The following is a 23,239-nucleotide window of genomic DNA, read 5'->3' as shown; positions in this document are numbered from 1 at the left end:
GATAGATTCCTTGATCACAGGTTGCGCGAAATGACCATGCGCTGAATGTCACTGGTGCCTTCGTAAATCTGGCAGACCCGCACGTCACGGTAGATCCGCTCCAACGGGAAGTCGCTCAAATAGCCATAGCCGCCCAGGGTTTGCAAGGCTTGCGAGCAGACCCGCTCGGCCATTTCCGAAGCGAACAGCTTGGCCATGGACGCCTCCACCAGGGCCGGTTTGCCACTGTCGCGCAGGGCCGCCGCGTAGTGCACCATCTGCCGGGCCACGGCGATCTGGGTGGCCATGTCCGCCAGACGGAACGCCACGGCCTGATGTTCGATAATCGGCTTGCCGAAGCTTTCCCGCTCGCGGGCATAGTCCCGGGCGGCCTCGAAGGCGGCGCGGGCCATGCCCACCGATTGCGCGGCGATGCCGACCCGACCGCCTTCCAGGTTGGCCAAGGCGATGCGATAGCCCTCGCCCTCCTCGCCCAGGCGGTTGGCGACCGGCACCTTCACCTCCTCGAAGAGGATCTGGCAGGTGTCGGACGCATGCTGGCCGAGCTTGTCCTCGACCCGGGCGACGATGTAGCCCGGCGAGTCGGTAGGCACGATAAAGGCGCTGATACCGCGCTTGCCCGCCGCAGGGTCGGTCACGGCGAAGACAATCACTATCCCGGCGTTCTGCCCGGAGGTGATGAACTGCTTGCAGCCGTTGAGCACGTAGTGGTCGCCCTCACGCCGGGCACGGGTCTTCAGGCCGCTGGCGTCGGAGCCGGCCTGGGGTTCGGTCAGGGCAAAGGCACCGAGCATCGCGCCGCTGGCCAATGGCGGAAGGAAACGGGCTTTCTGCTCTTCACTACCGAACTTGAGAATCGGCACGCAGCCGACCGAGTTGTGCACGCTCATGATGGTCGAGCAAGCACCGTCGCCAGCGGCGATTTCTTCCAGGGCCATGGCATAGGCCAGGTAGCCGGTGTCGCAGCCGCCCCACTGTTCCGGAACCAACATGCCGAAAAAGCCCAGTTCGGCCATTTCGCCGATGGCCTCTTTGGGAAAGCGGTGCTCGCGGTCCCACTCGGCGGCGAAGGGTTTCAGGCGTTCCTGGGCAAAATCCCGGGCCGCTTCGCCGATTTGCAATTGTTCATCGCTGGGTAACATGGCAACTCCTAGTACAGGCACTCGACGGCCATGGCCGTGGCTTCACCGCCGCCGATGCAGATGGCGGCGACACCGCGCTTCAGACCTTTCTGGCGCAGGGCCGAGAGCAGGCTCACCAGAATCCGCGCACCGGAGGCACCGATCGGATGGCCCAGGGCACAGGCGCCGCCGTGCACATTGACCTTGTCGTGGTGCAACTCCAGCTTTTGCATGGTCACCAATGTGACCACGGCGAAGGCTTCGTTGATTTCAAAGCGATCGACCTCGTCCAGGCTCCAACCGGTTTTTTTCATCAATTTCTGGATCGCGCCCACCGGAGCGACCGGGAACAGGCCCGGCGTGTCGGCGAACGCCGCATGCCCGCGAATGACCGCCAGGGGTTGGAGGCCACGCTTCTGTGCTTCGGACTGGCGCATCAGCACCAGTGCCGCCGCGCCGTCGGAAATCGAACTGGAGTTCGCCGCCGTGACCGTACCGCCCGGGCGGAATGCCGGTTTCAAGCTGGCGATCTTGTCCAGCCGGGCCTTGGGTGGCTGCTCGTCATCGCTGATCAGCCGTTGCTCCTTGCCCACGGTGACCGTCAACGGCACGATTTCCGCGCGGAAACGCCCCTCACTGATGGCTTCTTGCGCACGGGTCAGGGAGGCCACGGCAAAGGCATCCTGGGTTTCGCGGCTGAAACCGTGGCTTTCGGCGCAATCCTCGGCGAAGGTGCCCATCAGGCGGCCCTTGTCGTAGGCATCTTCGAGACCGTCGAGGAACATGTGGTCGAGCACCTGGCCGTGGCCCATGCGGTAGCCGCTGCGGGCGCGGTCCAGCAGGTACGGCGCGTTGGACATGCTTTCCATGCCGCCGGCCACCACCACCTCGGCGCTGCCGGCCACGAGCATGTCGTGGGCGAGGATGGTCGCCTCCATGCCGGAACCACACATCTTGTTCAGGGTGGTGCAGCGGGTCGACTTGTCCAGCCCGGCGCCGAGGGCGGCCTGGCGCGCCGGGGCCTGGCCGAGACCGGCGGACAGCACGCAACCGAACAGCACGTGCTCGACTGCGTCCGGCGCCACTTGCGCGCGCTCGACGGCGGCACGGATCGCGGCAGCGCCCAGTTGCGGCGCACTGAGGCTTTTCAGGTCACCCTGGAAGCCGCCCATGGGGGTGCGCACGGCACTGACGATAACAATCGGATCGTTGTGGGTCATGATCGAGTCTCCTATTTCGCAGCCATGCGCAAGGCACCGTCGAGACGGATCACCTCGCCGTTGAGCATGCTGTTTTCAATGATATGCCGCACCAGGGCGGCGTATTCGGTGGGTTTGCCCAGGCGCGGCGGGAATGGCACGCCGGCCGAAAGCGAGGCCCGGACTTCAGGGCTCATGCCGGCCATCATCGGGGTTTCGAAGATGCCGGGAGCAATGGTCATGACGCGAATCCCGAACCGCGCCAGCTCGCGAGCCGCCGGCAGGGTCAGGCTGACGATGGCACCCTTGGACGCGGCATAGGCGGCCTGGCCGACCTGCCCGTCATAGGCGGCGGCGGAGGCCGTATTGATGATCACCCCGCGCTCGCCGTCGGCATCCGCCTCGGTCTCGGCGATGGCGGCGGCGGCCAGGCGCAGCAGGTTGAAGCTGCCGATCAGGTTGACGTTGATCACCTGGCTGAAGCTTTCCAGCAGGTGCGGGCCGTTCTTGCCGAGGATCTTCTCGCCGCGCACGATGCCGGCGCAGTTGACCAGGCCGTGCAGCCCGCCAAAGGCCTCGACCGCCGCCTGCACCGCCGCCTGGGCCTGGGCTTCCTGGGTAATGTCGGCGACCACGCTACGGGCTTGCGGCCCGAGCTTTTTCGCCTGGGCAGCGACGGCCTCGGCATTGAGGTCCACCAGCATCACCTTGGCGCCGGCGGCCACCAGCATTTCAGCGGTGGCCGCACCGAGGCCGGAAGCCCCGCCGCTGACCATGAAAGCCTTGTCTTGAATGTTCATTGCACTGTCCTTCGTTAAAACCGTAAATAACGCTGATGACCGACGCGCCCCCCCTGTGTGGGAGCCGGCTTGCTGGCGATGGTAGCGACGCGGTGTCCTGTCAAACCGCGTCGCCTGGATCGCCAGCAAGCCGGCTCCTACACAGGGGATTGCGTATTCAGGTGCTGGCCTGGGCCTTGGCGATTTCCTGATTACGCAAAATGAAACGTTGCAACTTGCCGCTCGGCGTCTTGGGCAACTCGTCGACGAATTCGATTTCCCGTGGGTAGGCATGGGCCGCCAGGCGCTTGCGCACATAGAGGCGCAACTCCTCGGCCAACTGTGGCTCGGCCCGATAACGCGCACTGAGCACCACAAAGGCCTTCACCACTTCGGTCCGTTCCGGGCAAGGCTTGCCGACCACCGCGGCTTCCACCACGGCCGGATGCTCCACCAGGGCGCTTTCGACATCGAACGGTCCGACCCGATAACCCGAGGTGGTAATCACATCATCGCTGCGCCCGACAAAGCTGATGCTGCCGTCCGGATTTAGCTCCACGGTATCGCCGCTGAGGTAGTAGCGGCCGATGAAAGCCTTGGTTTCGAAACCCTGGTAGCCGTTGAACCAGAACATCGGCGACTGGGAGCGATCCAGCGCGAGAATGCCTGGCTGCCCGACCGCCAACTCCTGCTGCTGTTCGTCCAGCACCACGATGCGATGCCCGGGCGAAGCGAACCCCGCCGAGCCGACATGCACCGGGTGTTCGAGGCCATGGTGATTGCACAGCACCATGCCCATTTCGGTCTGGCCGTAGTGGTCGAGAATGCTCACCCCCAGGTTGTCGGCGAACCAGCGGATCACCTCCGGGTTCAGCGGCTCGCCGGCGCTGCTGACCACCCGCAGGCGGCCCTTGACCTTGCTGGCGAAAGCGTCGCCCGCGGCAATCAGTAGCCGATAGGCAGTGGGCGAGCCGGTGAGGTTGGTGATGGCGTATTTCTCGATGATCCGGCAGGTGCTTTCCACGGTGAACGGGCCATCGTAGAAGGTGATCGGGTGGCCGATGCCCAGCGGTCCGGTGATGCCGAAGTAGAGGCCGTAGGCCCAACCCGGATCGGCGACATTCCAGAACCCGTCTTCGGGGCGCAGGTCAACCGCGTCACGGCTGTAGTTCTGGAACGCGATGATCGCCTTGAGCGGCACTTCCAGAGGTTTCGCCGGACCGGTGGTGCCCGAGGTGAACATCAGCAGGAACGGATCTTCGCCCGTCAGCAGCAGCGGCTCACAGTAGGCCGGATGGTTGTCCAGCTCGGCCCAGAAGCTGAAATCACCGCGCACGATGCCCTGCCCCTTGGGGCCGCCAACCGTGACAATGCTCGGGCAGTCGGCGACTTCGCTGAGTTTGGCGCGATTGGCCCCGTCGGTCACCACCAGCTTGGCCCCGGAACTGCCCAGGCGATGCTCGATGGCCTTGGGCCCGAAAGCGGTGAACAACGGCTGGTAGACGGCGCCGATACGCCAGGTGGCGAACAGCGTGATCAAGAGTTCGACATTACGCGGCAACAGCGCGGCGACCTTGTCGCCACGGCGCACGCCCTGGGCCAGCAGGAAGTTGGCGAAGCGCCCCGCCTTGTCCTGCAATTCGCTGAAGGTGTAGATCGCGCTACTGCCATCGCGCCCCTCCCAGAACAGCGCGATCCGCCCCGGCAACGCATGCCGGTCGCAGCATTCGATACAGGCGTTGAGCGCCGTCAAAGTCCCTTTCAGGCCCGCATGGGCCGCTTGCTGATAATCGAAATCCGCGGTGGCGGTCTGATAGTCGCGCATGTCCAGAATCTCTCGGTCTTGTTATTGGAGGGAACCGTAGAAAAATCCTGGAAATAGTCGCGCTGTCAGGGACTTGGGACAATGGTCAAAGCTTTCAACCTGATTGACTGGTTTGGCCAATATGGGGGGTTGCCAGCGATGCACGAACGGGTGGGAGCCGGCTTGCTGGCGATGAGGCCAGCAAGTTTTGCATCGATCTTGCGGACGTCATCGCCAGCAAGCCGGCTCCTACAGGGTTTCTGGGGTAGGCAGGATCTCGGTCAGTGCGCCTCGTTGAGGATCAAGCTGCGGTAATGCCCCGGGTTGGACCCGGACCATTTGCGAAAGGCCTTGTAGAACGAACTGGCGTCGGCAAAGCCCAGCCGCGTGGCGATCTCGGCGAAGCTGATCGCAGGCTCCGCCAACCAGGCAATCGCCCACTCCTTGCGCACGCTGTCCTTGAGGCCCTGGTAGGTCTGCCCTTCTTCCGCCAGCCGCCGCCGCAAGGTCGAGGCCGACATGCACAATTGCACGGCCAGGCCTTCGGTTTCCGGCCAGGCTTCGGCGGGCAGTTGCCGCAGGTCCTGCTTGATACGGCTGGCCAGGCTCTGGGCATCGCGGTACTTGACCAGGATATTGGCCGGCGCCAGCGCCAGGAAGCGTTGCAGCTCCTCGGCACTGCGCTTGATCGGCAGGTCCAGGCAGTCGGCGGAAAAGATCATCCGGGTGCGTGGCCGGTCAAAGCGCAGGTTCTCGGAAAACATCACCCGATAGTCCTCGCAGTAATCCGGCTCGGCGCAGCGCAGTTCGATGGCCAGGATCGGGATACGCCGCCCGGCCAGCCAGCAGGCCACGCCATGGACGATCATCCAGTAGGCGAAGTAGGTAAACGGCCGGCGCTCCGGCCCTTCTGGCTCCAGCAGGACGATTTCCGCCAGGCTTTGCCGGTGCACCAGTTGCGCCGGCAGGCGTTCGAACATCAACGACAGAAAGCCCAATACCGCATCCAGCCCAGCTGCCACGCTTGGCTGCGCCATGCCCGCGCGACACAGGTAGGCGAAACTGCCGGCGCGCAGCTTGCGCGGGTCCATGCCAAAGAACTCGTCATCGTTGCGCCGCGCCAACAGCCGCCACAGCCGCGCGTAATCACTGGCCGGTACGCGGCCATCAGCCTGTTCCAGCAGCGCCGGGTCGATCCCGACCTGGTCCAGCACCTGCACGGTGTCCGCACCGGGGGCGCAACTCTGCAACAGTGCCTCGTGCACCAGATGGATGGAGATGCTGTCTTTTTCCGACATCGGCCGTCACTCAAGCCCTGTACTGATCCGTGTGACGGCTATCTTAACAGTGCCGTGCGAAAACCCGGCGTCTGACGCGACCCAACACACTTCATGAACAAGCGCACCACGCTTTGCGCCTTGCCCCGTGCGCTGTGGGTCTTAGGATGTGCACAACAATCATAAGGAGTCATTCCATGTTCGCCGGATTCCAGAAAGACCAGCGCCACGTCAACGGTGTGGACATTGCCTACCGCATCGGCGGTAGCGGGCCGGGCCTGCTCCTGCTGCACGGCCACCCGCAGACGCATGTCATCTGGCACAAGATCGCCGGCGATTTGGCCAAGCACTTCACCGTGGTCGCCGCCGACCTGCGCGGCTATGGCGACAGCGCCCGCCCCGAAGCCGACGAGCAGCACCTCAATTACTCCAAACGCGAGATGGGCCGCGACGGCGTGGCCTTGATGGACTCCCTGGGTTTCAGCCAATTCTCGGTCCTGGCCCACGACCGCGGCGCCCGTGTCGCCCATCGCCTGGCACTCGACCATCCTTCGACCGTGCAACGCATGGTGCTGCTGGACATCGCCCCGACCCTGTCGATGTACGCCCAGACCGACGAAGCCTTCGCCCGCGCCTACTGGCACTGGTTCTTCCTGATCCGCCCGGCCCCATTGCCGGAAATGCTCATCGAAGCCAACCCGGAACAATACCTGCGCAGCGTGATGGGCAGCCGCAGCGCCGGCCTCAAGCCGTTTACCGACGAAGCCTTCGCCGAATACCTGCGCTGCATCAGCCTGCCCGGCAGCGCGCGGGGCATCTGCGAAGACTACCGTGCCAGCGCCACCCTCGACCTGGAACACGACCGCGCCGATATCGAAGCCGGACGCCAGCTGAATATGCCGCTGCTGGCGCTCTGGGGCGCCGAAGGCACTGTCGGCCGCTGCTTCAATCCACTGCAAGAATGGCAGCAGGTCGCCACCGACGTACGGGGCAAGGCCTTGCCCGGCGGTCACTACCTGGCCGAAGAAATCCCGGAACAGCTGCTCGGCGAAGTCCTCACCTTCCTGCGCTGAACAGCCTGACTCAAAGGACCTGATCCACCCCTTCCCCCCATGGGCTACCGCGAGCGGCCCATGACGGGATCGGCTTGCCCTCTCCCCCAAAAGACCGTGACGAGATAATAACAATGACAATCCGCAAACTGCTGGGAACCCTGTATGTCCAGGTGGTCATCGCCATCGTGCTGGGGGTGCTGATCGGCAACCACTGGCCGCAGACCGGTATCGACCTCAAGCCCCTGGGCGACGGTTTCATCAAACTGATCAAGATGATCATCGGCCCGATCATCTTCTGCACCGTGGTCTCCGGCATCACCAGCATGCACGACGTGAAACAGGTCGGGCGGGTTGGCGGCAAGGCCTTGCTGTACTTCGAAATCGTCTCCACCTTCGCCCTGGCGATCGGCCTCGTGGCCGCCCATGTCCTGCACCCGGGCTCGGGTTTCAATGTCGACGTGAAAACCCTCGATACCTCGGCCATCGCCAACTTCGTCGGCCAGGCCCAGCATGGCGAAGGCATCACCGGCTTCCTGCTGCATGTGATCCCCACCACCTTCTTCGACGCCTTCTCCCAGGGCGAAATCCTGCCGGTGCTGTTCGTCTCGATCCTGTTCGGCCTGGCCCTGGTGATGGTCGGTGAAAAAGCCCGTCCGCTGGTTGGCGTGATCCACCAGGCCAGCGAAGTGTTCTTCCGTATTGTCGGCATGATTGCCCGCGTGGCCCCGATCGGCGCATTCGGCGCGATGGCCTTCACCATCGGCAAATACGGCCTGGGCTCGCTGCTGCCGCTGATGAAGCTGGTCGGCACCTTCTACCTGACCGCCTTTATCTTCGTGACCTGCGTCCTGGGCAGCATCGCCCGTTATGCCGGCTTCAGCATCTTCCGCCTGCTCGGCTACATCAAGTCGGAACTGCTGATCGTGCTCGGCACCAGTTCGTCGGAGTCGGCCCTGCCCCAGCTCATCCAGAAGCTGGAAAGCCTCGGCTGCTCCAAGGGCGTGGTGGGCATCGTGGTGCCCACCGGCTATACCTTCAACCTCGACGGCACCAATATCTACATGACCCTGGCGGTGCTGTTCCTGGCCCAGGCGACCAATATCGACCTGACCCTGGAGCAACAGCTGACTTTGCTGGCGGTGACCATGCTCACCTCCAAAGGCGCCGGTGCCGTGGTCGGTGCGGGGTTCGTCGCCCTGGCCGCAAGTCTGGCGGTGGTGCCGACCGTACCGGTGGCGGCAATGGTGCTGATCCTCGGCGTCGACCGATTCATGGCCGAGTGCCGTTCGTTGACCAATATCATCGGCAACGCCGTCGCTTCGCTGGTGGTGGCCGCCTGGGAAGGTGAACTGGACCGCAGCAAGATGGCCCCGATTGCCCTCAAGCGCGGACGCAAGGCGCTGGAAGCCCAGGCGACCACAGACCTGTAGGAGCCGGCTTGCTGGCGATGGTATCGACGCGGTGTCCTGGCAAACCGCGTCGCCTGAATCGCCAGCAAGCCGGCGCCTACAGGGGCGAGTTCGGCGATCATCGGCTTTACCCATCCAATGCTATTCTGGCGGCTCCTGCCGCCAGTGTTCGTTGCTTCGCCCATGAACCAGAAGAAAGACACCGTGCCCCTGCCTGAAGACCTGCGTGTATTCCTGACCGTCATCCGCAAGGCCGGCTTTGCCGCGGCCGCCGATGAACTGGGACTGTCGCCCGCCTATGTCAGCAAGCGTATCCAGATTCTCGAAACCACCCTCGCCACCCGCCTGCTGCATCGCACCAGCCGACGTATCGCCCTGACCGAGGACGGTGAACGGGTGCAACGCTGGGCCGTGCGTATTCTCGAAGACTTCCAGCAACTCAACGACGAACTCTGCGAAGCCCACGACAGCCCCAGCGGCCGCCTGCACCTGTGCAGCAGCTTCGGTTTCGGGCGCAATCACGTGGCCCCGGCGCTGTCGTTACTGGCCGAACGTTACCCAGACCTGGAGATCCGCCTGGATCTGTTCGACCGCGTGGTGGACATCGTCAGCGAAGGCTTCGACCTGGAAATCCGCGTGGGCGACGACATCCCCGGCCAGCACATCGGCCGCCGCCTGGTGAGCAACCGGCGGGTGCTCTGCGCCGCCCCTGCCTATCTGGAACGGCGTGGCGCACCGCAGCAACTGGGCGATCTGGAGCAGCACGACTGCCTGGTGCTCAAGGAGCGCGACAACGCCTTCGGCATCTGGAACCTGGAGCGCGACGGCAACCAGGACAGCGTCCGGGTGCGTGGGCCGTTGTCCTCCAACAGTGGCGAGATTGTCCTGCAATGGGCCCTGGACGGACGCGGCATCCTGCTGCGTTCGTTATGGGACGTCAAACCGCTACTGGAACAGGGTCGACTGGTGCGAGTGCTGCACGATTACACCCAGAGCGCGAATGTCTGGGCGGTGTACCCAACGCGGCTGGCCTACTCCGGAAAACTGCGGGTCTGCGTGGAATTCCTGCAGGAACACTTTCGACAACTGTCGATCTAGCCGCCCTCGGGGTTCACTCCATGAACCCCGTCACGACCGCTCAAAAAAATCCGTCACCGCGCGTAAGTCCTTCTATTCTCATGCCATTGCCAGTGAGGCAGGTCGACACCGGCCACTGTTTCAAACCACAGGGAAGTCGCAGCATGATGAAAAGTACAAGAGCGCCCATCGCCTGCATGGCCGTTGTCCTTGGCCTGTCTGTTTACTCCGGCGCCCATGCCGATCAAGGCAGCGACACCGTCGCCCGCCTCAACCAACTCTACAACGACACACGGCAGGATTGCGGTGGCCCGTCCAAGCCGGCGTTCCTTTGCTCCGGGGTACTGTTCCGGGCCACCTGGCCGTCCACCGACTATCAGTTCTACAGCATCAGTCCGAAGAGCCAGGCCAGCGGCGGCGTCTCGGCGTCTTACCTGCGCAAGGATTCGAAATTCCGCAAACTGGCCTACGGCCTCACCAGCGGCTTTATCTTCGACACCATCTTCGGCAACCCCAAGGATCACCAGGATTACGCCGTGTTGTGCTCGTTCCCCATCGATGCTGCCACCGACGATCGCCAGCAGGCCGGCTGCACCGATTCTCGGCGCACACCGGGCAGCGTGGAAAAATTCTGCAATGAGATCGGTGTGACCACCGCCGAACAATGGGGTGCCAACTACCGGCAGAACGGCGGCGACCATTCGCGCCAGTGCTCCTTTGACGTGCGTGATGAACGCAATAGCGCGGCCGGCCCGGCGTTCTACCAGAGCATCCGCGCCATGGCCCAGATCGCGGCCGAATCCTTCGGCACCCAGAACGAACTGCGCCTGGCCAAATGGGAAGAGAAACCGCCGATCTCGCCGTCGATCCTGGCCCTGTTCTATGCCGAAGACAGCGGCCTGGAAGGTGCCCGGCTGAATCAGATCCAGTGGTACCAGGCAACTCAGCGCTACCTGCCGGTGATCAACATGAAGTTGCCGCAAACGCCGCAACAGGACGCCAGCTTTGCCTATGACAGCAAGAAACAGGTGATCTACCCCACGACCGAGCGCAATGGCTGCGACCGTTATGTGCAGAGTGCCGCCTGGGTGGAGCGCGATGATCCGGGGTTCGGGAAAAAGATCATGACACTGGAAGTGACGCCGACCGATTGCGGCCGGAAGATCCAGGACAACCAGACCAACAACTTCTTCAACGAACTGGCGTCGGACCATTACCTGGACGCGAACTGGAAAAACAACCCGGACAACCGTGACAGCACGGTCGGCAGCATGCGCCGCCAACTGGTCTGCCACTTCAACGTTGCCCGCAACAAACCGCAGTGGAACCTGGAGCCGTCGCGACCTTACACCTCCAATGAGGACTCCATTGCCAAGGGTTGCAATAACACCTGATCCAGCAAGCACAGACGCCCTCCTGTGGCGAGCGGGCTTGCCCGCGCTCGGCTGCGAAGCAGTCGTAAACCCTGCGATCGCGGTCTGCCTGATGCGCCGCAATCAGCGGTTTAAGGGCCGCTTCGCAGCCCAGCGCGGGCAAGCCCGCTCACCACATTTCGGTTTCAGCTCAACCAGGGATTGGCCTGCAAGTGCGCCCGCTCGAACGCCTTGATTTCCTCACTGCGCTGCAAGGTGCTACCGATGGCATCCAACCCCAGCATCAACGCCGTCTTGCGCAACCCGTCAATCTGAAACTCGATGACGCTGCCATCCTGCAAACGAATCTGCTGGGCTTCAAGATCAATGGCGATCTCGGCACTCTCAGGCTGGCTCACCACCTGCCCCAGACGCTGCGCCGTGGCCTCATCCAGGGTGATCAACAACACCCCATTACGCTGGCAGTTGTCGTAGAAAATCCCGGCAAAACTGCTGCCGATCAACGCCCGAATCCCCACCTGCTTCAACCCCCACACCGCATGCTCACGGCTGGAACCACAACCGAAGTTCGGCCCCACCACCATAAAGCTCGCGCCTCTCCAGGCCGGCTGGTTCAGGACGAACTCAGGGTTGGGTTCACCCGAAGGCAACACCCGCAGGTCGAAGAACAATCCCCGATCCAGCCCATTGCGATCAATCCCCTTGAGAAACTGCTTGGGCATGATCACATCGGTATCGATATTGGCCGCCAGCATCGGCGCGGCCTTGCCGGTGACGTGGGAAAACGGCTGCATGCTCATGGCCTTGTCTCCAGGTGGCGAATATCGGTCAGGTGTCCGGCAATGGCGGCTGCGGCGACCATCGCCGGGCTCATCAAGTGCGTCCGTGCCCCCGCCCCTTGGCGCCCTTCGAAATTGCGGTTGGTACTGGAGGCGCAGCGATCGCCAGGCTCCAGCACGTCATCGTTCATCGCCAGGCACATCGAACAACCCGATTGCCGCCATTCAAATCCGGCGTCGATAAACACCGCCGCCAAACCTTCGGCCTCGGCCTGATCGCGCACCTGGGTGGAACCCGGCACGATCATCGCCCGCACATGCTTGGCCACATGCTGGCCGCGCACCACACGGGCCGCGTCGCGCAGATCCTCGATGCGGGCGTTGGTGCAGGAACCGATAAACGCATGGCTGATCACAATCTCGTTCAGCGGCATGCCGGCTTCCAGGCCCATGTAGCTCAAGGCGCGGCGCATGTCCTGGCGCAGGATCAGGTCGCTGATGTCTTGCGGGTCTGGCACGTTCGCACCGATGGGCGAGGCCTGGTCCGGGCTGGTGCCCCAGGTGACCATGGGCTCCAGCGCACCGGCATCCAACTCGACTTCACGGTCGAACCGCGCGCCGGCATCCGTGTGCAATGCCTGCCAACGGGCCACGGCCTGATCCCACAGTTCGCCCTTGGGCGCCCGGGGTTTGTCCTTGAGATAGGCGAAGACTTTCTCGTCCGGCGCCATGAAAGCACCGCGCGCACCCGCCTCCACCGCCATATTGCAGATGGTCATGCGGGCCTCGACGCTCAGGGCATCGATGGTCGAGCCACGGAATTCGATGGCATAACCGGTCGCCCCGGAAGCGCCGATATTGCCGATCAGGGCCATGATCACGTCCTTGGACGTCAGCCCCGGCGCCAGCGCGCCGCTCACCGTCACCCGCATCGTTTTCAGGCGCTTGTAGACCAGAGTCTGGGATGCCAGCAGATGCTCGATCTCCGAGGTGCCGATGCCGAAGCCGAACGCGCCGAGGGCACCATAGGTCGTGGTGTGACTGTCACCGGCGGCGACCACCATGCCCGGCAGGATAAAGCCCTGCTCCGGGGCGATCACATGTTCGATGCCCTGGCGCTTGTCGAGTACGTCGAACAGTTCAATACCGAAGTCAGCGCAGTTCTCAGCCAGGTAGGAAACCTGCCGCGCACCACCGGCGTCCGGCATGGCGGCGATGCGCTTGGGCGCGGTGGGGTTCACATGGTCGACCACGGCCAGGGCGGTTTCGGCGCGCCAGACTCCACGCTTGGCTTCGCGCAGGCCACTGAAGGCTTGCGGGCTGGTGTATTCGTTGATGACCTGACGGTCGATATACAGCAGGACATGGCCCTGGTCATCGAGGCGACACACCGTATGGGAATCGATGTGCTTGTCGTAGAGGGTTCTTGTTTGAGTCATGGTGGCGCTCGCAGGAATGAAAGTACGCGAGGCTGTCGGATCACGGCGGCAGGCCGACAGACGTCACAGTCATCATAGGCAGCGAGAGCAGACCATCAATGGCGGGAGGGTGATGGCTGGGAACATGGATCGTGTTTGATCGGCGCTTGCCTTGCACAAGCGCCTGACCGATGAAGGCGGTCGTCGGTACGACCCGCGCTTCAGACCTTGGTATTGATCGACATGCTGGCGCCGGAACTGGCGAACTGCTGCAGGTTCAGCAGCACGTTAATCGCCTTCTTGTATTCCGGGATCATATGGTTGGAGAACTGGTCGTTCGAACTGCCGCTTTGCAGCGTGCTGATCTGGCTGGCGAAATAGTCCAGCGCGTTGAATTTCTCACCTGCCTTGCCTTTCGCCCCGGCGGAGGACAGCAGGCCGGCGGTGGTGGCGCTGATCAGGCCATTTTCCTGGAGGATCGTGCTGTACTTGGCCAACTGATCCGGGGTGACCGATTTCGGGTCGAAGCCCAGGAACTGCGACTGCAGCTTGTCCTTCTGCATCTTCGTGGTGTCGAGGGCGGTGGGGTCCCTCGGGATGTTGTTGAGCACCTGCTTGTTCTTGATTTCCTGCAGGTTGGCGTTCTTCGTATCGGCGGCCTTACGTTCAAAGGCCCGTGTGCTGAGCGCCGTGGCCCAGGCGACTACTGAACCGTTGCTCATGCCCGACCTCCGGCCATACGGTCGCGGGGGGTATCACCGTGCTGCTGAGATCCTCGCAAGGCGAGCATAAGCAATGTCCTGTCAAAGGCTGAAATAAGGGATGACTATAGTCATGTAACGAAACTGTACCAGTGAATATACAATTTTTGTTACAGATCGCCCATCGAAAAGATGTATTGGAAATGTGGGGTTGGCTTGGGAGGGCCAACGGACGTCTGAGGGGGGTGGTGAGGGCTCAGCAGCCAGCTATAGGTTCTGTGTGCGAAGCGGATTGCCGGGGGACAAAATTATAAAAAGGGGGCAGATTGCTGCAGTCCGCCCCCTATGACTCTCGACCTCAGTCCGTCCCGTACTTCGGCGAGCGCGGGCCATACAACAGGCCGGCCGGATGCCCTGCGGACAACAGCCGCTGACTGGTGATCCCGGCAATGGGATGGCTTGCGTCGCTGGCACTATTGATAATCTGCTTGACCGCTGCGGTGATCAGCGCGCCGATCAGACCGCCACCACTGTTGTTATTCCCCTCCTCGCTGGACGCCGTGGCGCTGCCGGTCCAGAGTGCGGTGCCGGTCTTGAGGTCCACCAGCTTGGCACTGGCCGTCACGATGGACGCGCTGCTGATCACCCGGTACTGCGTGCCGTATTGCGACACTGTGATGTACAAGGCTGCATCCGCGCCGAAGATCTCCTTCAGCTTTGCTGGCGAAGTGTTGTGGATGTCGGTGGGCGTGTTCAGGCCGTTCTGCTGGAAAGTTTCATCCACTAACGCTACCGGCAGGACGTAGTAACCGGCTTCCGCCAGGGGGTATGTCACCTGGGACAACAGGCTGTAGGTGGCCTTGATGTCCGGCGACTCGTTCAGAGGCGGCAGCACCAGGATCGTCCGTGGGCGGGCCTGCTTGAACGCGGCATAATCCACGGTTTTGGGGGCGACACAACCACCCAGCAGGCTCACCAGCAGCAGAGCAGCCAAAGCACTCAGAAAACGCGGATTCATTGCTTGATCCCCTTGTGAGCGTTGCTCAACAGAAAGTCCATGTAAGCCGTCGATTCAGGGAACAGCGCTTTCTCGGTCTGGAACTGCTGCACCATCTGGTCGTCCTTGCCCAGGCTGCCGTAGAGCATGCCCAGATGGGCGTGATAGCCCGGCGGCGCGGCGCGGTCAGTGGCTTTGATCTTCTGCAAATCGGCTTCCAGCGCTTCGACCTGCGCCTCCTTGGCCTCGCCGTTGAAGTATTGATACACCTGAGGCTGGTAGCCTTCCCATTGATAGAGCGTCTTGGGCTGCGAAGCGCAACCGACCAACAACACCCCACCTGCAACAACTGTTGCGACGTAACGTAACAAACCGAACACTTTACCCATGACGCGTGAAACTCCCTGTCTTGCTATAGAAATGCTTACGGCCGGCCCGGTTTCCAGGTACCGCTGTCGATCGCCTGGACCATCTTGTTCACGGCTTCGCGCATAGCCAGGTCCAGGACCTTGCCATTGAGGGTGGAGTCGTAGCTGGCGGTACCGCCGAAGCCGATGATTTCGCGGTTCGACAGCGCGTACTCACCCGCGCCCTGGCTGGAATACACCACTTCCGAAGTCACGATATTGACGATATTCAGGTTGACCTTGGCGTAGGCCACCTGGGTCTTGCCACGCCCCAGAATGCCGAACAACTGGTGATCGCCGGTTTCCTTGCGACCGAATTCGGTGACGTCGCCGGTCACGACAAAGTCGGCGCCCTTGAGCTTCTGGGACTGGGACTTGATGTTCGCTTCCTGCTGGATCTCCGCCAGGTTATCGCGGTCCAGCACGCTGAAGCGGTTGGTCTGCTGCAAGTGGGTGATCAGGATGGTCTTGGCCTGGCCGCCGAGACGGTCGACACCATCGGAAAATATCCCGCGCATATAGCTGGAACGGTTATCGAACTTGCCGACGGCAATCGGTGTGCGCACACCGGTGTAAGCCTGGTTGGCGGTTTCCACCTGCTGCACCGGCAACGCTCGGGAACTCTCGGTGGCACAACCACCGATGGAGGCCAGCGTGATCGCTGCCATCCCGAAAATGACGGCCTGTGAGATTTTTTTCATACAGCACACTCCTGGGGAAATCGGACCTGGGGACATTGGGAAACGGGCGGACGGATGTTTCAGACGGACAGCAAGGCAGCGGCCTTCACCGTGGGCGAAGCCGGACCTGTGATCATCCAGGGGTTACCGCCGGAGACGGCTGAACGCGCTCCGGGGTTTTGGAAGGGGAGATTTCGAAGAACTGAAGAAACTCGGGTAACGACGCGGCATGGCCGCGAGGGGCCTCATCCCGAGGGTGAAAACACACATGTTCATTCCTTGAAACATTTGATATCAAAATAATGGCCGCATCATAAGGTGGTGACAATATGGCGTCAAGAAATCGGAAGGCTGAACCCGGGCCGCTGTAGCGGAATTTTCAGCACTTCCTGCACGATCGTACCTAAAGCTCCCTCAGCTCAAGCCGATAACTGAACGAAGCCCTGACCAGATCAGGCCTACCGAACAATAAAAGCCGCTTTGCAAGGACAGGTCCCATGCCCATGTTCCGTACGATCCAAGCCCGCTACACGCTGTTTCTGGTCCTGTTCGTCCTGCTGCTGTTTGTCCTGACCGTGGTCGGGATCAGTCAATTGGTCGCACCCACGTTGCGCAAGACCGAGGAACAGGTCGTGCTCAACCGCGTGGCCGAAGTGGCCGAGCAGATCAAGAACGAGTTGAACAAGGTCCAGGCCCAGCAGCGCAGCATCACCCAGACCATTCCCCTGCTCGACAGCGATACCATCGACAAGGTCCTGCCTGGCCTGGTGGATCAGTACGGCGAGCTGAAGGTCTTCGGTGGCGGCATCTGGCCCCTGCCCGGCCAGCGCACGCCGGGGCGGAACAAGCACAGCACCTTCTGGCACCGCGATGCCAACGGCCAGTTGAAGGTCAATACCTTCTGGAACAGCGCCGAAGCCCCCAACTATTACGAGCAGCCCTGGTACAAGGGCGGCATGGCCACACCCCGTGGCCAGTGCGCCTGGGCAGCCGCCTACAAGGATGACGCCAGCCAGGAGCCGCGCACCAACTGCGCCATGGCCATCCAGCGCGATGGCGTGCCCTATGGCGTCTCGACCATCGACGTGACCCTGGGCTTTTTCAACGACCTGGTGGCGCGCAAGGAGAAGGACATCGGCGGTGAAATGCTGATCGTCGAAGGCGACGGCAAGATCATCAGCAACAGCACCCATATCAACAGTCCGGTGGTGCTCAAGAACATCAATGACCTGGCCAGCAGCTCGGCCTTCGCCGCGCAGGTCAAGATCGCCCTGCAAAACCGTGATGCCGCGTCCCACCGTGTGGAATTCGACAACGACGGCGTGACCAGCACCTTCTTCATGCGCCCCATCGAAGGCACCCCCTGGTTCCTCGCCACCGCCCTGCCGACCCAGTTGATCACCGCCCAGCGGGATGACGTGCTCAATACCCTGGCCCTGTTGCAGATTCCGATGATCATTCTGCTGGTGCTGTTGCAGGTGTATGCCATCAGCAAACTGATCAACCGGATGCGCGCGCTCAAGACCAATATCGACGCACTGTCCGCCGGCGATGCCGATCTGACCCGGCGCATCACCATCCGCGCCGAAGATGAGCTGGGGGCCATCGGCCACTCGGTGAACCACTTCATCGTCTACCTGCAGAACATGATCGGCGAAGTCACCCAGGCCACCGGCGACATGGCCTCAAGCCTGGACAAGCTGCAAAAGACCTCGGCCCATACCAACCAGATCCTCACTCGCCATGCCTCGGAAACCGAGCAGACGGTCACCGCCATTACCGAGATGAGCGCCACCGCCGACACCGTGGCGGAGAACGCCGCCGAAACCGCCGCCTTCACCCAGCGCGCCAACGAACACGCCGACCGTTCGCGGGTGGTGGTGGGCGAGGCGTCCAATAGCGTGGTTGCCCTGATCGACGAAGTGTCCAGCGCTACCCACAAGGTCGAGAGCATGCAGCAGGATGCCCAGCGCATCACCGAGATTCTCGGGGTGATCGGCGCCATTGCCGGGCAGACCAACCTGCTGGCCTTGAACGCCGCCATCGAAGCCGCCCGTGCCGGCGAGCAGGGTCGTGGCTTCGCGGTGGTGGCCGACGAGGTCCGCGCCCTCGCCGCCCGGACCCAGGCCAGCACCTCGGAAATCAACGAGATGCTCACGCGCCTCACCCAAGGTGTCAGCTCGTCGGTAGCGGCCATGGAAAACACCCAGGCCAGCTGTCAGTCCGCAGCCGACGCCACGGCACGGGTCAACGCCGGGCTCGATGAAATGGCCGGTTCCGTCAGCCATATCAACAGCCTCAGCACCCAGATCGCCACGGCCGCCGAACAGCAAAGTGCGGTGACCGAGGAGATCAACCGCAGCATGGTGCAGATCCGCCATATGGTCGAAGAACTGGTCCAGACCGGCCACGCCACCGACGACAATACCCGCAGCCTGCTGGACGCCAACAACCGTGTCAGCGCGCTGATGGGCCGCTTCAAGGTCCGCTAAAAACGCTGTCGGTCGTGCCCCGATGCGAGGGGCACGACCGCCGGTCTTGTGCCGACGTTGTACATCACGAAATGTTTTGTATCACCTATGCTCATCATTGTTTCCGCCCTTTCACAAGGATCGCAGTCGGAGCAAAGCCCATGCAGCAGCCCTCTTTCCAGCCTTATGCCAAAACACTCAGCAACGAAGTCCATATAGAAGCCGATATCGAGACGGTCTACGCCTACGTGACCCAGCCCGATCGCTGGCACGAATGGCACCCCACCTCCGTCAGCGCCGAGACCGGCATCCACGGCCCCTTGCCCAAGGATCACCGTTTCACCGAAGTCGTCGACCTGCTGGGTTTGCGGATCGAGATCAACTATCGGGTGGTCATCGCCGATGCCCCGAGCGAGTTCAAGATGGCGTTCACCTCCCCGGTGGTGGATGGTTGCATTTACTACAGCCTGCTGCGTGACGGCCATGGCACGCGATTTACCCGCACCTTGCAGTACATCACCGAACTGAACCTGAGCGGTTTGCACGCACGGATGGTCGAGCTTTCGACCCGGGCGATGGACAACCTCAAGCACCTCATGGAAACCCCGCAACGCTCTACCGCCTGACACTCACGGGCGCAGCCGTTAATCCAGGGTTAATCGCGGGTCACCAGCATCGGGTCGATTCTTCTGGAGATCCTTATATGTCGAATGCCCGCGCCCTCGTCCTCGGCGGCCTGTTCCTGGCCGCGTCCCTCCCTGTCCTGTCCCATGCGGCCGAAGGACCGGCCTACGGCCCGGAACTGCAAGGTTTCGAATACCCTTATCCGGTGCAGCACTTCACCTTCCAGTCCCAGGGCAAGTCCCTGCAGATGGGCTACATGGACGTTCCACCCAGCGGCAAGGCCAACGGCAAGAACATCGTGCTGATGCATGGCAAGAACTTCTGCGGCGCCACCTGGGACTCGTCGATCAAGGCCCTGAGCGCCGCCGGCTACCGCGTGATCGCCCCGGACCAGATCGGTTTCTGTACCTCCAGCAAACCGGATAACTACCAGTACAGCTTCCAGCAACTGGCGAACAACACCCACGCCCTGCTGGAAAAACTCGGCATCGAGAAAATCCTGATCCTCGGTCACTCCACTGGCGGCATGCTCGCCACCCGCTATGCCCTGCTCTACCCGCAACAGGTCGAACGCCTGGCGCTGGTCAACCCCATCGGCCTGGAAGACTGGAAAGCCCTCGGCGTGCCCTATCGCAGCGTCGACCAATGGAACGAGCGCGAACTGAAACTCAGCGCCGAGAGTATCCGTAACTATGAACGCACGACTTATTACGCCGGCCATTGGAAACCCGAGTTCGACCGCTGGGTCGACATGCTCGCCGGCCTGAACAAAGGTCCCGGTCACGTCGCGGTCGCCTGGAACTCGGCGCTGATCTACGACATGATCTTCACCCAGCCGGTCTATTACGAGTTCAAGGACCTGAAGATGCCCACCCTGTTGCTGATCGGTACCGCCGACACCACGGCCATCGGCAGCGATATCGCGCCGCCGGACGTCAAGGCGCGCATCGGTCACTACGATGTGCTCGGCAAACAGGTGGCGAAACTGATCCCGCGTTCGACCCTGGTGGAATTCCCAGGCCTGGGTCACGCGCCGCAAATGGAAGAACCGGCCCGCTTCCACAAGGCCCTGCTCGAGTGGCTGGCCAGCAAACAATAACGAGGAAACAGTGAATGACCCTACAGATCGCGGTAATCGATGACTGGCAAGGCGTGGCGGCCGAGGCCGTGGACTGGAGTGCCTTGAGCACCGTGGGCCAGGTGAGTTTTCTCCACGACTACCCGGCCGACACCGCGACCATGGTCGAGCGCCTGAGCGGGTTCGAGGTGATCTGCGTGATGCGCGAGCGCAGCCCGTTCAACGAAGCCCTGCTGCGCCAACTGCCACGCCTGAAACTGCTGGTGACCGGCGGCATGCGCAACGCCGCCCTCGATATCAAGGCGGCCAACACCCTGGGGATCCAGGTCTGCGGCACCGACAGCTACAAACAGGCGGCACCGGAGCTGACCTGGGCGCTGATCATGGCGGCCAACCGCAACCTGCTCAGGGAGGCCAACTCCCTGCGCGCCGGGCACTGGCAGCAAGGCCTGGGCGGCGATCTGTATGGCAAGACCCTGGGAATTCTCGGCCTGGGCAGCATCGGCCAGCGCATCGCCGGCTACGGCAAGGCGTTCGGCATGCGGGTCATCGCCTGGAGCGAGAACCTCACCGCCGAACGCGCGGCCGAACCCGGCGTGGAGTACGTGAGCAAGGCCGAACTGTTCAAGCAGGCCGACCTGCTCTCCGTGCACCTGGTGCTCAGCGAGCGCTCCCGCGGCCTGGTGGACGCCGAGGCCCTGGCCTGGATGAAACCTTCGGCCTTGCTGATCAACACCGCACGCGGGCCGATCGTCGACGAACCGGCGCTGATCGCCGCGCTGGAGCAAGGCCGGCTGGCCGGTGCGGCCCTGGACGTCTTCGAACAGGAACCGTTGCCGGCCAACCACCCGTTCCGCACCCTGGACAATGTCCTGGCAACTCCCCATGTCGGCTATGTCAGCCAGAACAACTATCGGCTGTTCTACAGCCAGATGATCGAAGACATCCAGGCCTGGACGGCCGGGCAACCGATCCGCCTGCTGAGTTAAGCACGCGCACCATCCTTGAGCGCCCGGACGTCTAACCTGCGCCAGCAGGGTGCGGCCGCTCCAGGACGCTCGTTCCAGGTGACAACCTTGTCACCTGAGCCTTAGGTCAGGCGCTCTGATTTTTTCCAATATTGGTCTAAACAACGCCCTTCACGGCAGCGACATCTCTCCTACACTGTTTTTTGGGCCTGCTGACCGCTCAGTCATTTCGTCGCAAAAAAGTCGAAACTTCTGATGTTGCGGTCGGTCAGGTTAAAGGTAGGGCCTCTCTTTCGAGGGTGTTGCGGACAGAGGCTTCCCCACTCTTTCTTGCCTCCGCGCGACGAGCACTCTTCGCCCAGTCGCCCGGAACCAGTGTGTCCGACCAAAGGAAGCGGTTTGGGCACGCTGTATGAAAGAAAGGATGAACCAGATCAAATAAAACGGGAGAGACACATGATCAGCGCTGCGTTGGGAACTCAGGAAGAGCATTTGAATCAGGCCAGCGAAGCGGTCCCCGTGTCAGTCCCCTTGGAGGGAGGAAAGCCTGTGTTGACGGCAGCCGCTGTCAATCCCAACAAGAAAAAGGTGCTGTTCGTCACCTCCGAATTCGCCGACCTGGTCAAGACCGGCGGCCTGGGTGACGTCTCCGCCGCGCTGCCGCGGGCCATGCACCACCTGCACGACGTACGGGTGCTGATTCCCGGGTACCCGCAGGTGATGCACAGCGACAACCCGATCCATATCATCGGCGAACTGGGGGGCCATGCCGCGCTGCCGCCGTGCAAGATAGGCCGCATGGACCTGCCCGACGGCCTGGTGATCTATGTGCTGATCTGCCCTGAACTCTTCGAGCGCGAGGGCACGCCCTATGGCGCCAACAACGGGCGCGACTGGCCGGACAACCATATCCGCTTCGCCCGCCTGGGCCTGGCTGCTGCCGATATCGCCGCCAACCTGGCGCAGATCCACTGGACCCCGGACCTGGTCCACGCCCACGACTGGCCCGCCGGTCTGGCCCCGGCCTATATGCATTGGCGCGGCCAGCGCACCCCGACCCTGTTCACCATTCACAACCTCGCCTATCAGGGCGTGGTCAGCCTCGCCTGCTGCCCGGAACTGGGGATCCCGCCCCACGCCCTGCAACAGGAAGGCATGGAGTTCTACGGCAAGCTGTCATTCCTCAAGGCCGGCATGGCCTACTCCAGTCATATCACCACGGTGAGTGCCACCTACGCCCAGGAAATCACCACGCCGCACTTCGGCTGCGGCCTGGACGGATTCCTCGCCAGCAAAACCCACCAGGGCTTGCTCAGCGGCATTCCCAACGGCATCGACGAAAGCTGGGATGCGGCGACCGACACTCATCTGGTCCAGCCCTTCACCCCCGGCGACTGGGAAGGCAAAGCGGTCAACGCCGCCCATGTGCGAACCCTGTTCGGTCTCGATCCCTCGACCGGGCCACTCTTTGCCGTGGTCTCGCGGCTGGTCTACCAGAAAGGCCTGGACCTGACCGAGGCGGTCAGCGAAATGATCGTCAATGAAGGCGGCCAGATCGCGATCATCGGCCGTGGCGAGCCGGAAGAAGAACAAGCCATGCGCCAACTGGCCCTGCGTTTTCCGGGCCGGATCGGGGTGCGTATCGGCTTCAACGAAACTGATGCCCGACGCATGTTCGCCGGCAGCGATTTCCTGCTGATGCCCTCGCGTTATGAGCCCTGCGGCCTGAGCCAGATGTATGCCCAGCGCTTCGGTTCACTGCCGGTGGCACGCAACACCGGCGGACTGGCGGACACCATCGAGAACGGGGTCACCGGTTTTCTGTTCGACGAGTCCACCGTGGAAAGTTATGCCGAAGCACTGCGCCGGGCGTTCAAGGTGTTTGCCTATCCGCCGCTACTCAACGCCATGCGTTGCCGGGCAATGGCCGCACCGTTCAACTGGTGCAAGGCCGTGGAACCCTACGCCGAGTTGTACCAGAACCTGGTCGACAAATCCCGGAGCAGGTCGGGTCAGCACTGA

Annotated in this window: 20 protein-coding genes; 9 read left to right on the top strand and 11 right to left on the bottom strand. The window is 62.5% G+C overall.

Annotation, left to right across the window (positions count from 1 at the left end):
• Positions 1-14: 14 nt before the first annotated feature.
• From HX866_RS05400 to HX866_RS05380, 5 genes are all read right to left on the bottom strand, one after another.
• The gene (locus HX866_RS05400) at positions 15-1,142 is read right to left on the bottom strand and encodes an acyl-CoA dehydrogenase (RefSeq protein ID WP_177091632.1); all 1,128 of its coding nucleotides are present in this window, start codon (positions 1,140-1,142) and stop codon (positions 15-17) included.
• 8 nt (positions 1,143-1,150) lie between these two features.
• Positions 1,151-2,341 carry an acetyl-CoA C-acyltransferase gene (locus HX866_RS05395; protein WP_177100848.1) on the bottom strand — a complete coding sequence of 397 codons (1,191 nt, stop codon included), beginning with the start codon at positions 2,339-2,341 and terminating at the stop codon, positions 1,151-1,153.
• Between the two features lie 11 nt (positions 2,342-2,352).
• Positions 2,353-3,120 carry an SDR family NAD(P)-dependent oxidoreductase gene (locus HX866_RS05390; protein WP_177091630.1) on the bottom strand — a complete coding sequence of 256 codons (768 nt, stop codon included), beginning with the start codon at positions 3,118-3,120 and terminating at the stop codon, positions 2,353-2,355.
• Positions 3,121-3,277: 157 nt separating this feature from the next.
• Positions 3,278-4,924 (bottom strand): AMP-binding protein, encoded by a 1,647-nt coding sequence (locus HX866_RS05385; protein ID WP_177138397.1) that lies wholly within the window; start codon positions 4,922-4,924, stop codon positions 3,278-3,280.
• A gap of 260 nt (positions 4,925-5,184) precedes the next feature.
• On the bottom strand, positions 5,185-6,201 hold the full coding sequence (locus tag HX866_RS05380) for an AraC family transcriptional regulator (RefSeq protein WP_177125313.1): 1,017 nt from the start codon (positions 6,199-6,201) through the stop codon (positions 5,185-5,187).
• A gap of 176 nt (positions 6,202-6,377) precedes the next feature.
• Here HX866_RS05380 and HX866_RS05375 point away from each other — a divergent pair, with 176 nt between their 5' ends.
• The 4 genes from HX866_RS05375 to HX866_RS05360 all read left to right on the top strand — a co-directional run bounded on the left by HX866_RS05375 (position 6,378) and on the right by HX866_RS05360 (position 11,115).
• A complete protein-coding gene (locus tag HX866_RS05375) occupies positions 6,378-7,253 on the top strand; it encodes an alpha/beta fold hydrolase (protein WP_177125314.1) in 876 nt (291 codons plus the stop codon).
• 113 nt (positions 7,254-7,366) lie between these two features.
• Positions 7,367-8,665, top strand: a complete 1,299-nt coding sequence (locus tag HX866_RS05370; RefSeq protein ID WP_177100837.1) for a dicarboxylate/amino acid:cation symporter — start codon at positions 7,367-7,369, stop codon at positions 8,663-8,665.
• Between the two features lie 162 nt (positions 8,666-8,827).
• Complete coding sequence (locus tag HX866_RS05365; RefSeq protein ID WP_177138395.1) at positions 8,828-9,742, top strand: LysR substrate-binding domain-containing protein; 915 nt, start codon at positions 8,828-8,830, stop codon at positions 9,740-9,742.
• Positions 9,743-9,918: 176 nt separating this feature from the next.
• Positions 9,919-11,115 (top strand): DUF2599 domain-containing protein, encoded by a 1,197-nt coding sequence (locus HX866_RS05360; RefSeq protein WP_177092113.1) that lies wholly within the window; start codon positions 9,919-9,921, stop codon positions 11,113-11,115.
• A gap of 164 nt (positions 11,116-11,279) precedes the next feature.
• Here HX866_RS05360 and leuD read toward each other — a convergent pair whose 3' ends face one another.
• The 6 genes from leuD to HX866_RS05330 form a co-directional block, all read right to left on the bottom strand.
• On the bottom strand, positions 11,280-11,894 hold the full coding sequence (gene leuD, locus HX866_RS05355) for a 3-isopropylmalate dehydratase small subunit (RefSeq protein WP_177138393.1): 615 nt from the start codon (positions 11,892-11,894) through the stop codon (positions 11,280-11,282).
• Positions 11,891-13,312, bottom strand: a complete 1,422-nt coding sequence (leuC, locus tag HX866_RS05350; protein WP_177138392.1) for a 3-isopropylmalate dehydratase large subunit — start codon at positions 13,310-13,312, stop codon at positions 11,891-11,893. Before leuC ends, leuD begins: the two co-directional genes overlap by 4 nt.
• Positions 13,313-13,512: 200 nt before the next feature.
• Positions 13,513-14,013: a hypothetical protein gene (locus HX866_RS05345; protein WP_177091622.1), complete on the bottom strand. Its 501-nt coding sequence runs from the start codon at positions 14,011-14,013 to the stop codon at positions 13,513-13,515.
• Positions 14,014-14,350: 337 nt separating this feature from the next.
• A complete protein-coding gene (locus HX866_RS05340) occupies positions 14,351-15,010 on the bottom strand; it encodes a DUF799 domain-containing protein (protein ID WP_177091621.1) in 660 nt (219 codons plus the stop codon).
• Positions 15,007-15,378, bottom strand: coding sequence for a DUF4810 domain-containing protein (locus HX866_RS05335; protein WP_177091620.1), 372 nt, complete (start codon positions 15,376-15,378; stop codon positions 15,007-15,009). Before HX866_RS05335 ends, HX866_RS05340 begins: the two co-directional genes overlap by 4 nt.
• 35 nt (positions 15,379-15,413) lie before the next feature.
• Complete coding sequence (locus HX866_RS05330) at positions 15,414-16,097, bottom strand: CsgG/HfaB family protein (RefSeq protein WP_177091619.1); 684 nt, start codon at positions 16,095-16,097, stop codon at positions 15,414-15,416.
• A gap of 476 nt (positions 16,098-16,573) precedes the next feature.
• On the opposite strand from HX866_RS05330, the gene HX866_RS05325 reads away from it, so the two are divergent.
• The 5 genes from HX866_RS05325 to glgA all read left to right on the top strand — a co-directional run bounded on the left by HX866_RS05325 (position 16,574) and on the right by glgA (position 23,239).
• Positions 16,574-18,568 (top strand): methyl-accepting chemotaxis protein, encoded by a 1,995-nt coding sequence (locus HX866_RS05325; RefSeq protein WP_177091618.1) that lies wholly within the window; start codon positions 16,574-16,576, stop codon positions 18,566-18,568.
• 140 nt (positions 18,569-18,708) lie between these two features.
• Entirely contained in the window at positions 18,709-19,173 is a 465-nt protein-coding gene (locus HX866_RS05320) for an SRPBCC family protein (protein WP_177091617.1), read from the top strand.
• Positions 19,174-19,250: 77 nt separating this feature from the next.
• A complete protein-coding gene (locus HX866_RS05315; protein WP_177091616.1) occupies positions 19,251-20,270 on the top strand; it encodes an alpha/beta fold hydrolase in 1,020 nt (339 codons plus the stop codon).
• Between the two features lie 14 nt (positions 20,271-20,284).
• Positions 20,285-21,238, top strand: coding sequence for a D-2-hydroxyacid dehydrogenase family protein (locus HX866_RS05310; protein ID WP_177138391.1), 954 nt, complete (start codon positions 20,285-20,287; stop codon positions 21,236-21,238).
• A gap of 435 nt (positions 21,239-21,673) precedes the next feature.
• Positions 21,674-23,239 (top strand): glycogen synthase GlgA, encoded by a 1,566-nt coding sequence (glgA, locus tag HX866_RS05305; RefSeq protein ID WP_177138390.1) that lies wholly within the window; start codon positions 21,674-21,676, stop codon positions 23,237-23,239.

This window comes from Pseudomonas gingeri (genome assembly GCF_013386165.1).
GTDB classification, from domain to species: Bacteria; Pseudomonadota; Gammaproteobacteria; order Pseudomonadales; family Pseudomonadaceae; genus Aquipseudomonas; species Aquipseudomonas gingeri_C.
This window is presented reverse-complemented; position numbering and strand designations above follow the sequence as displayed.

Coding starts and splice junctions, on each gene's coding strand:
- HX866_RS05345 (WP_177091622.1), bottom strand. CDS start 14,013: ATGAGCAACGGTTCAGTAGTCGCCTGGGCCACGGCGCTCAGCACACGG.
- leuC (WP_177138392.1), bottom strand. CDS start 13,312: ATGACTCAAACAAGAACCCTCTACGACAAGCACATCGATTCCCATACG.
- HX866_RS05310 (WP_177138391.1), top strand. CDS start 20,285: ATGACCCTACAGATCGCGGTAATCGATGACTGGCAAGGCGTGGCGGCC.
- HX866_RS05385 (WP_177138397.1), bottom strand. CDS start 4,924: ATGCGCGACTATCAGACCGCCACCGCGGATTTCGATTATCAGCAAGCG.
- HX866_RS05370 (WP_177100837.1), top strand. CDS start 7,367: ATGACAATCCGCAAACTGCTGGGAACCCTGTATGTCCAGGTGGTCATC.
- HX866_RS05375 (WP_177125314.1), top strand. CDS start 6,378: ATGTTCGCCGGATTCCAGAAAGACCAGCGCCACGTCAACGGTGTGGAC.
- HX866_RS05330 (WP_177091619.1), bottom strand. CDS start 16,097: ATGAAAAAAATCTCACAGGCCGTCATTTTCGGGATGGCAGCGATCACG.
- HX866_RS05335 (WP_177091620.1), bottom strand. CDS start 15,378: ATGGGTAAAGTGTTCGGTTTGTTACGTTACGTCGCAACAGTTGTTGCA.
- HX866_RS05320 (WP_177091617.1), top strand. CDS start 18,709: ATGCAGCAGCCCTCTTTCCAGCCTTATGCCAAAACACTCAGCAACGAA.
- HX866_RS05360 (WP_177092113.1), top strand. CDS start 9,919: ATGGCCGTTGTCCTTGGCCTGTCTGTTTACTCCGGCGCCCATGCCGAT.
- HX866_RS05340 (WP_177091621.1), bottom strand. CDS start 15,010: ATGAATCCGCGTTTTCTGAGTGCTTTGGCTGCTCTGCTGCTGGTGAGC.
- glgA (WP_177138390.1), top strand. CDS start 21,674: ATGATCAGCGCTGCGTTGGGAACTCAGGAAGAGCATTTGAATCAGGCC.
- HX866_RS05390 (WP_177091630.1), bottom strand. CDS start 3,120: ATGAACATTCAAGACAAGGCTTTCATGGTCAGCGGCGGGGCTTCCGGC.
- HX866_RS05400 (WP_177091632.1), bottom strand. CDS start 1,142: ATGTTACCCAGCGATGAACAATTGCAAATCGGCGAAGCGGCCCGGGAT.
- HX866_RS05380 (WP_177125313.1), bottom strand. CDS start 6,201: ATGTCGGAAAAAGACAGCATCTCCATCCATCTGGTGCACGAGGCACTG.
- leuD (WP_177138393.1), bottom strand. CDS start 11,894: ATGAGCATGCAGCCGTTTTCCCACGTCACCGGCAAGGCCGCGCCGATG.
- HX866_RS05325 (WP_177091618.1), top strand. CDS start 16,574: ATGCCCATGTTCCGTACGATCCAAGCCCGCTACACGCTGTTTCTGGTC.
- HX866_RS05315 (WP_177091616.1), top strand. CDS start 19,251: ATGTCGAATGCCCGCGCCCTCGTCCTCGGCGGCCTGTTCCTGGCCGCG.
- HX866_RS05365 (WP_177138395.1), top strand. CDS start 8,828: ATGAACCAGAAGAAAGACACCGTGCCCCTGCCTGAAGACCTGCGTGTA.
- HX866_RS05395 (WP_177100848.1), bottom strand. CDS start 2,341: ATGACCCACAACGATCCGATTGTTATCGTCAGTGCCGTGCGCACCCCC.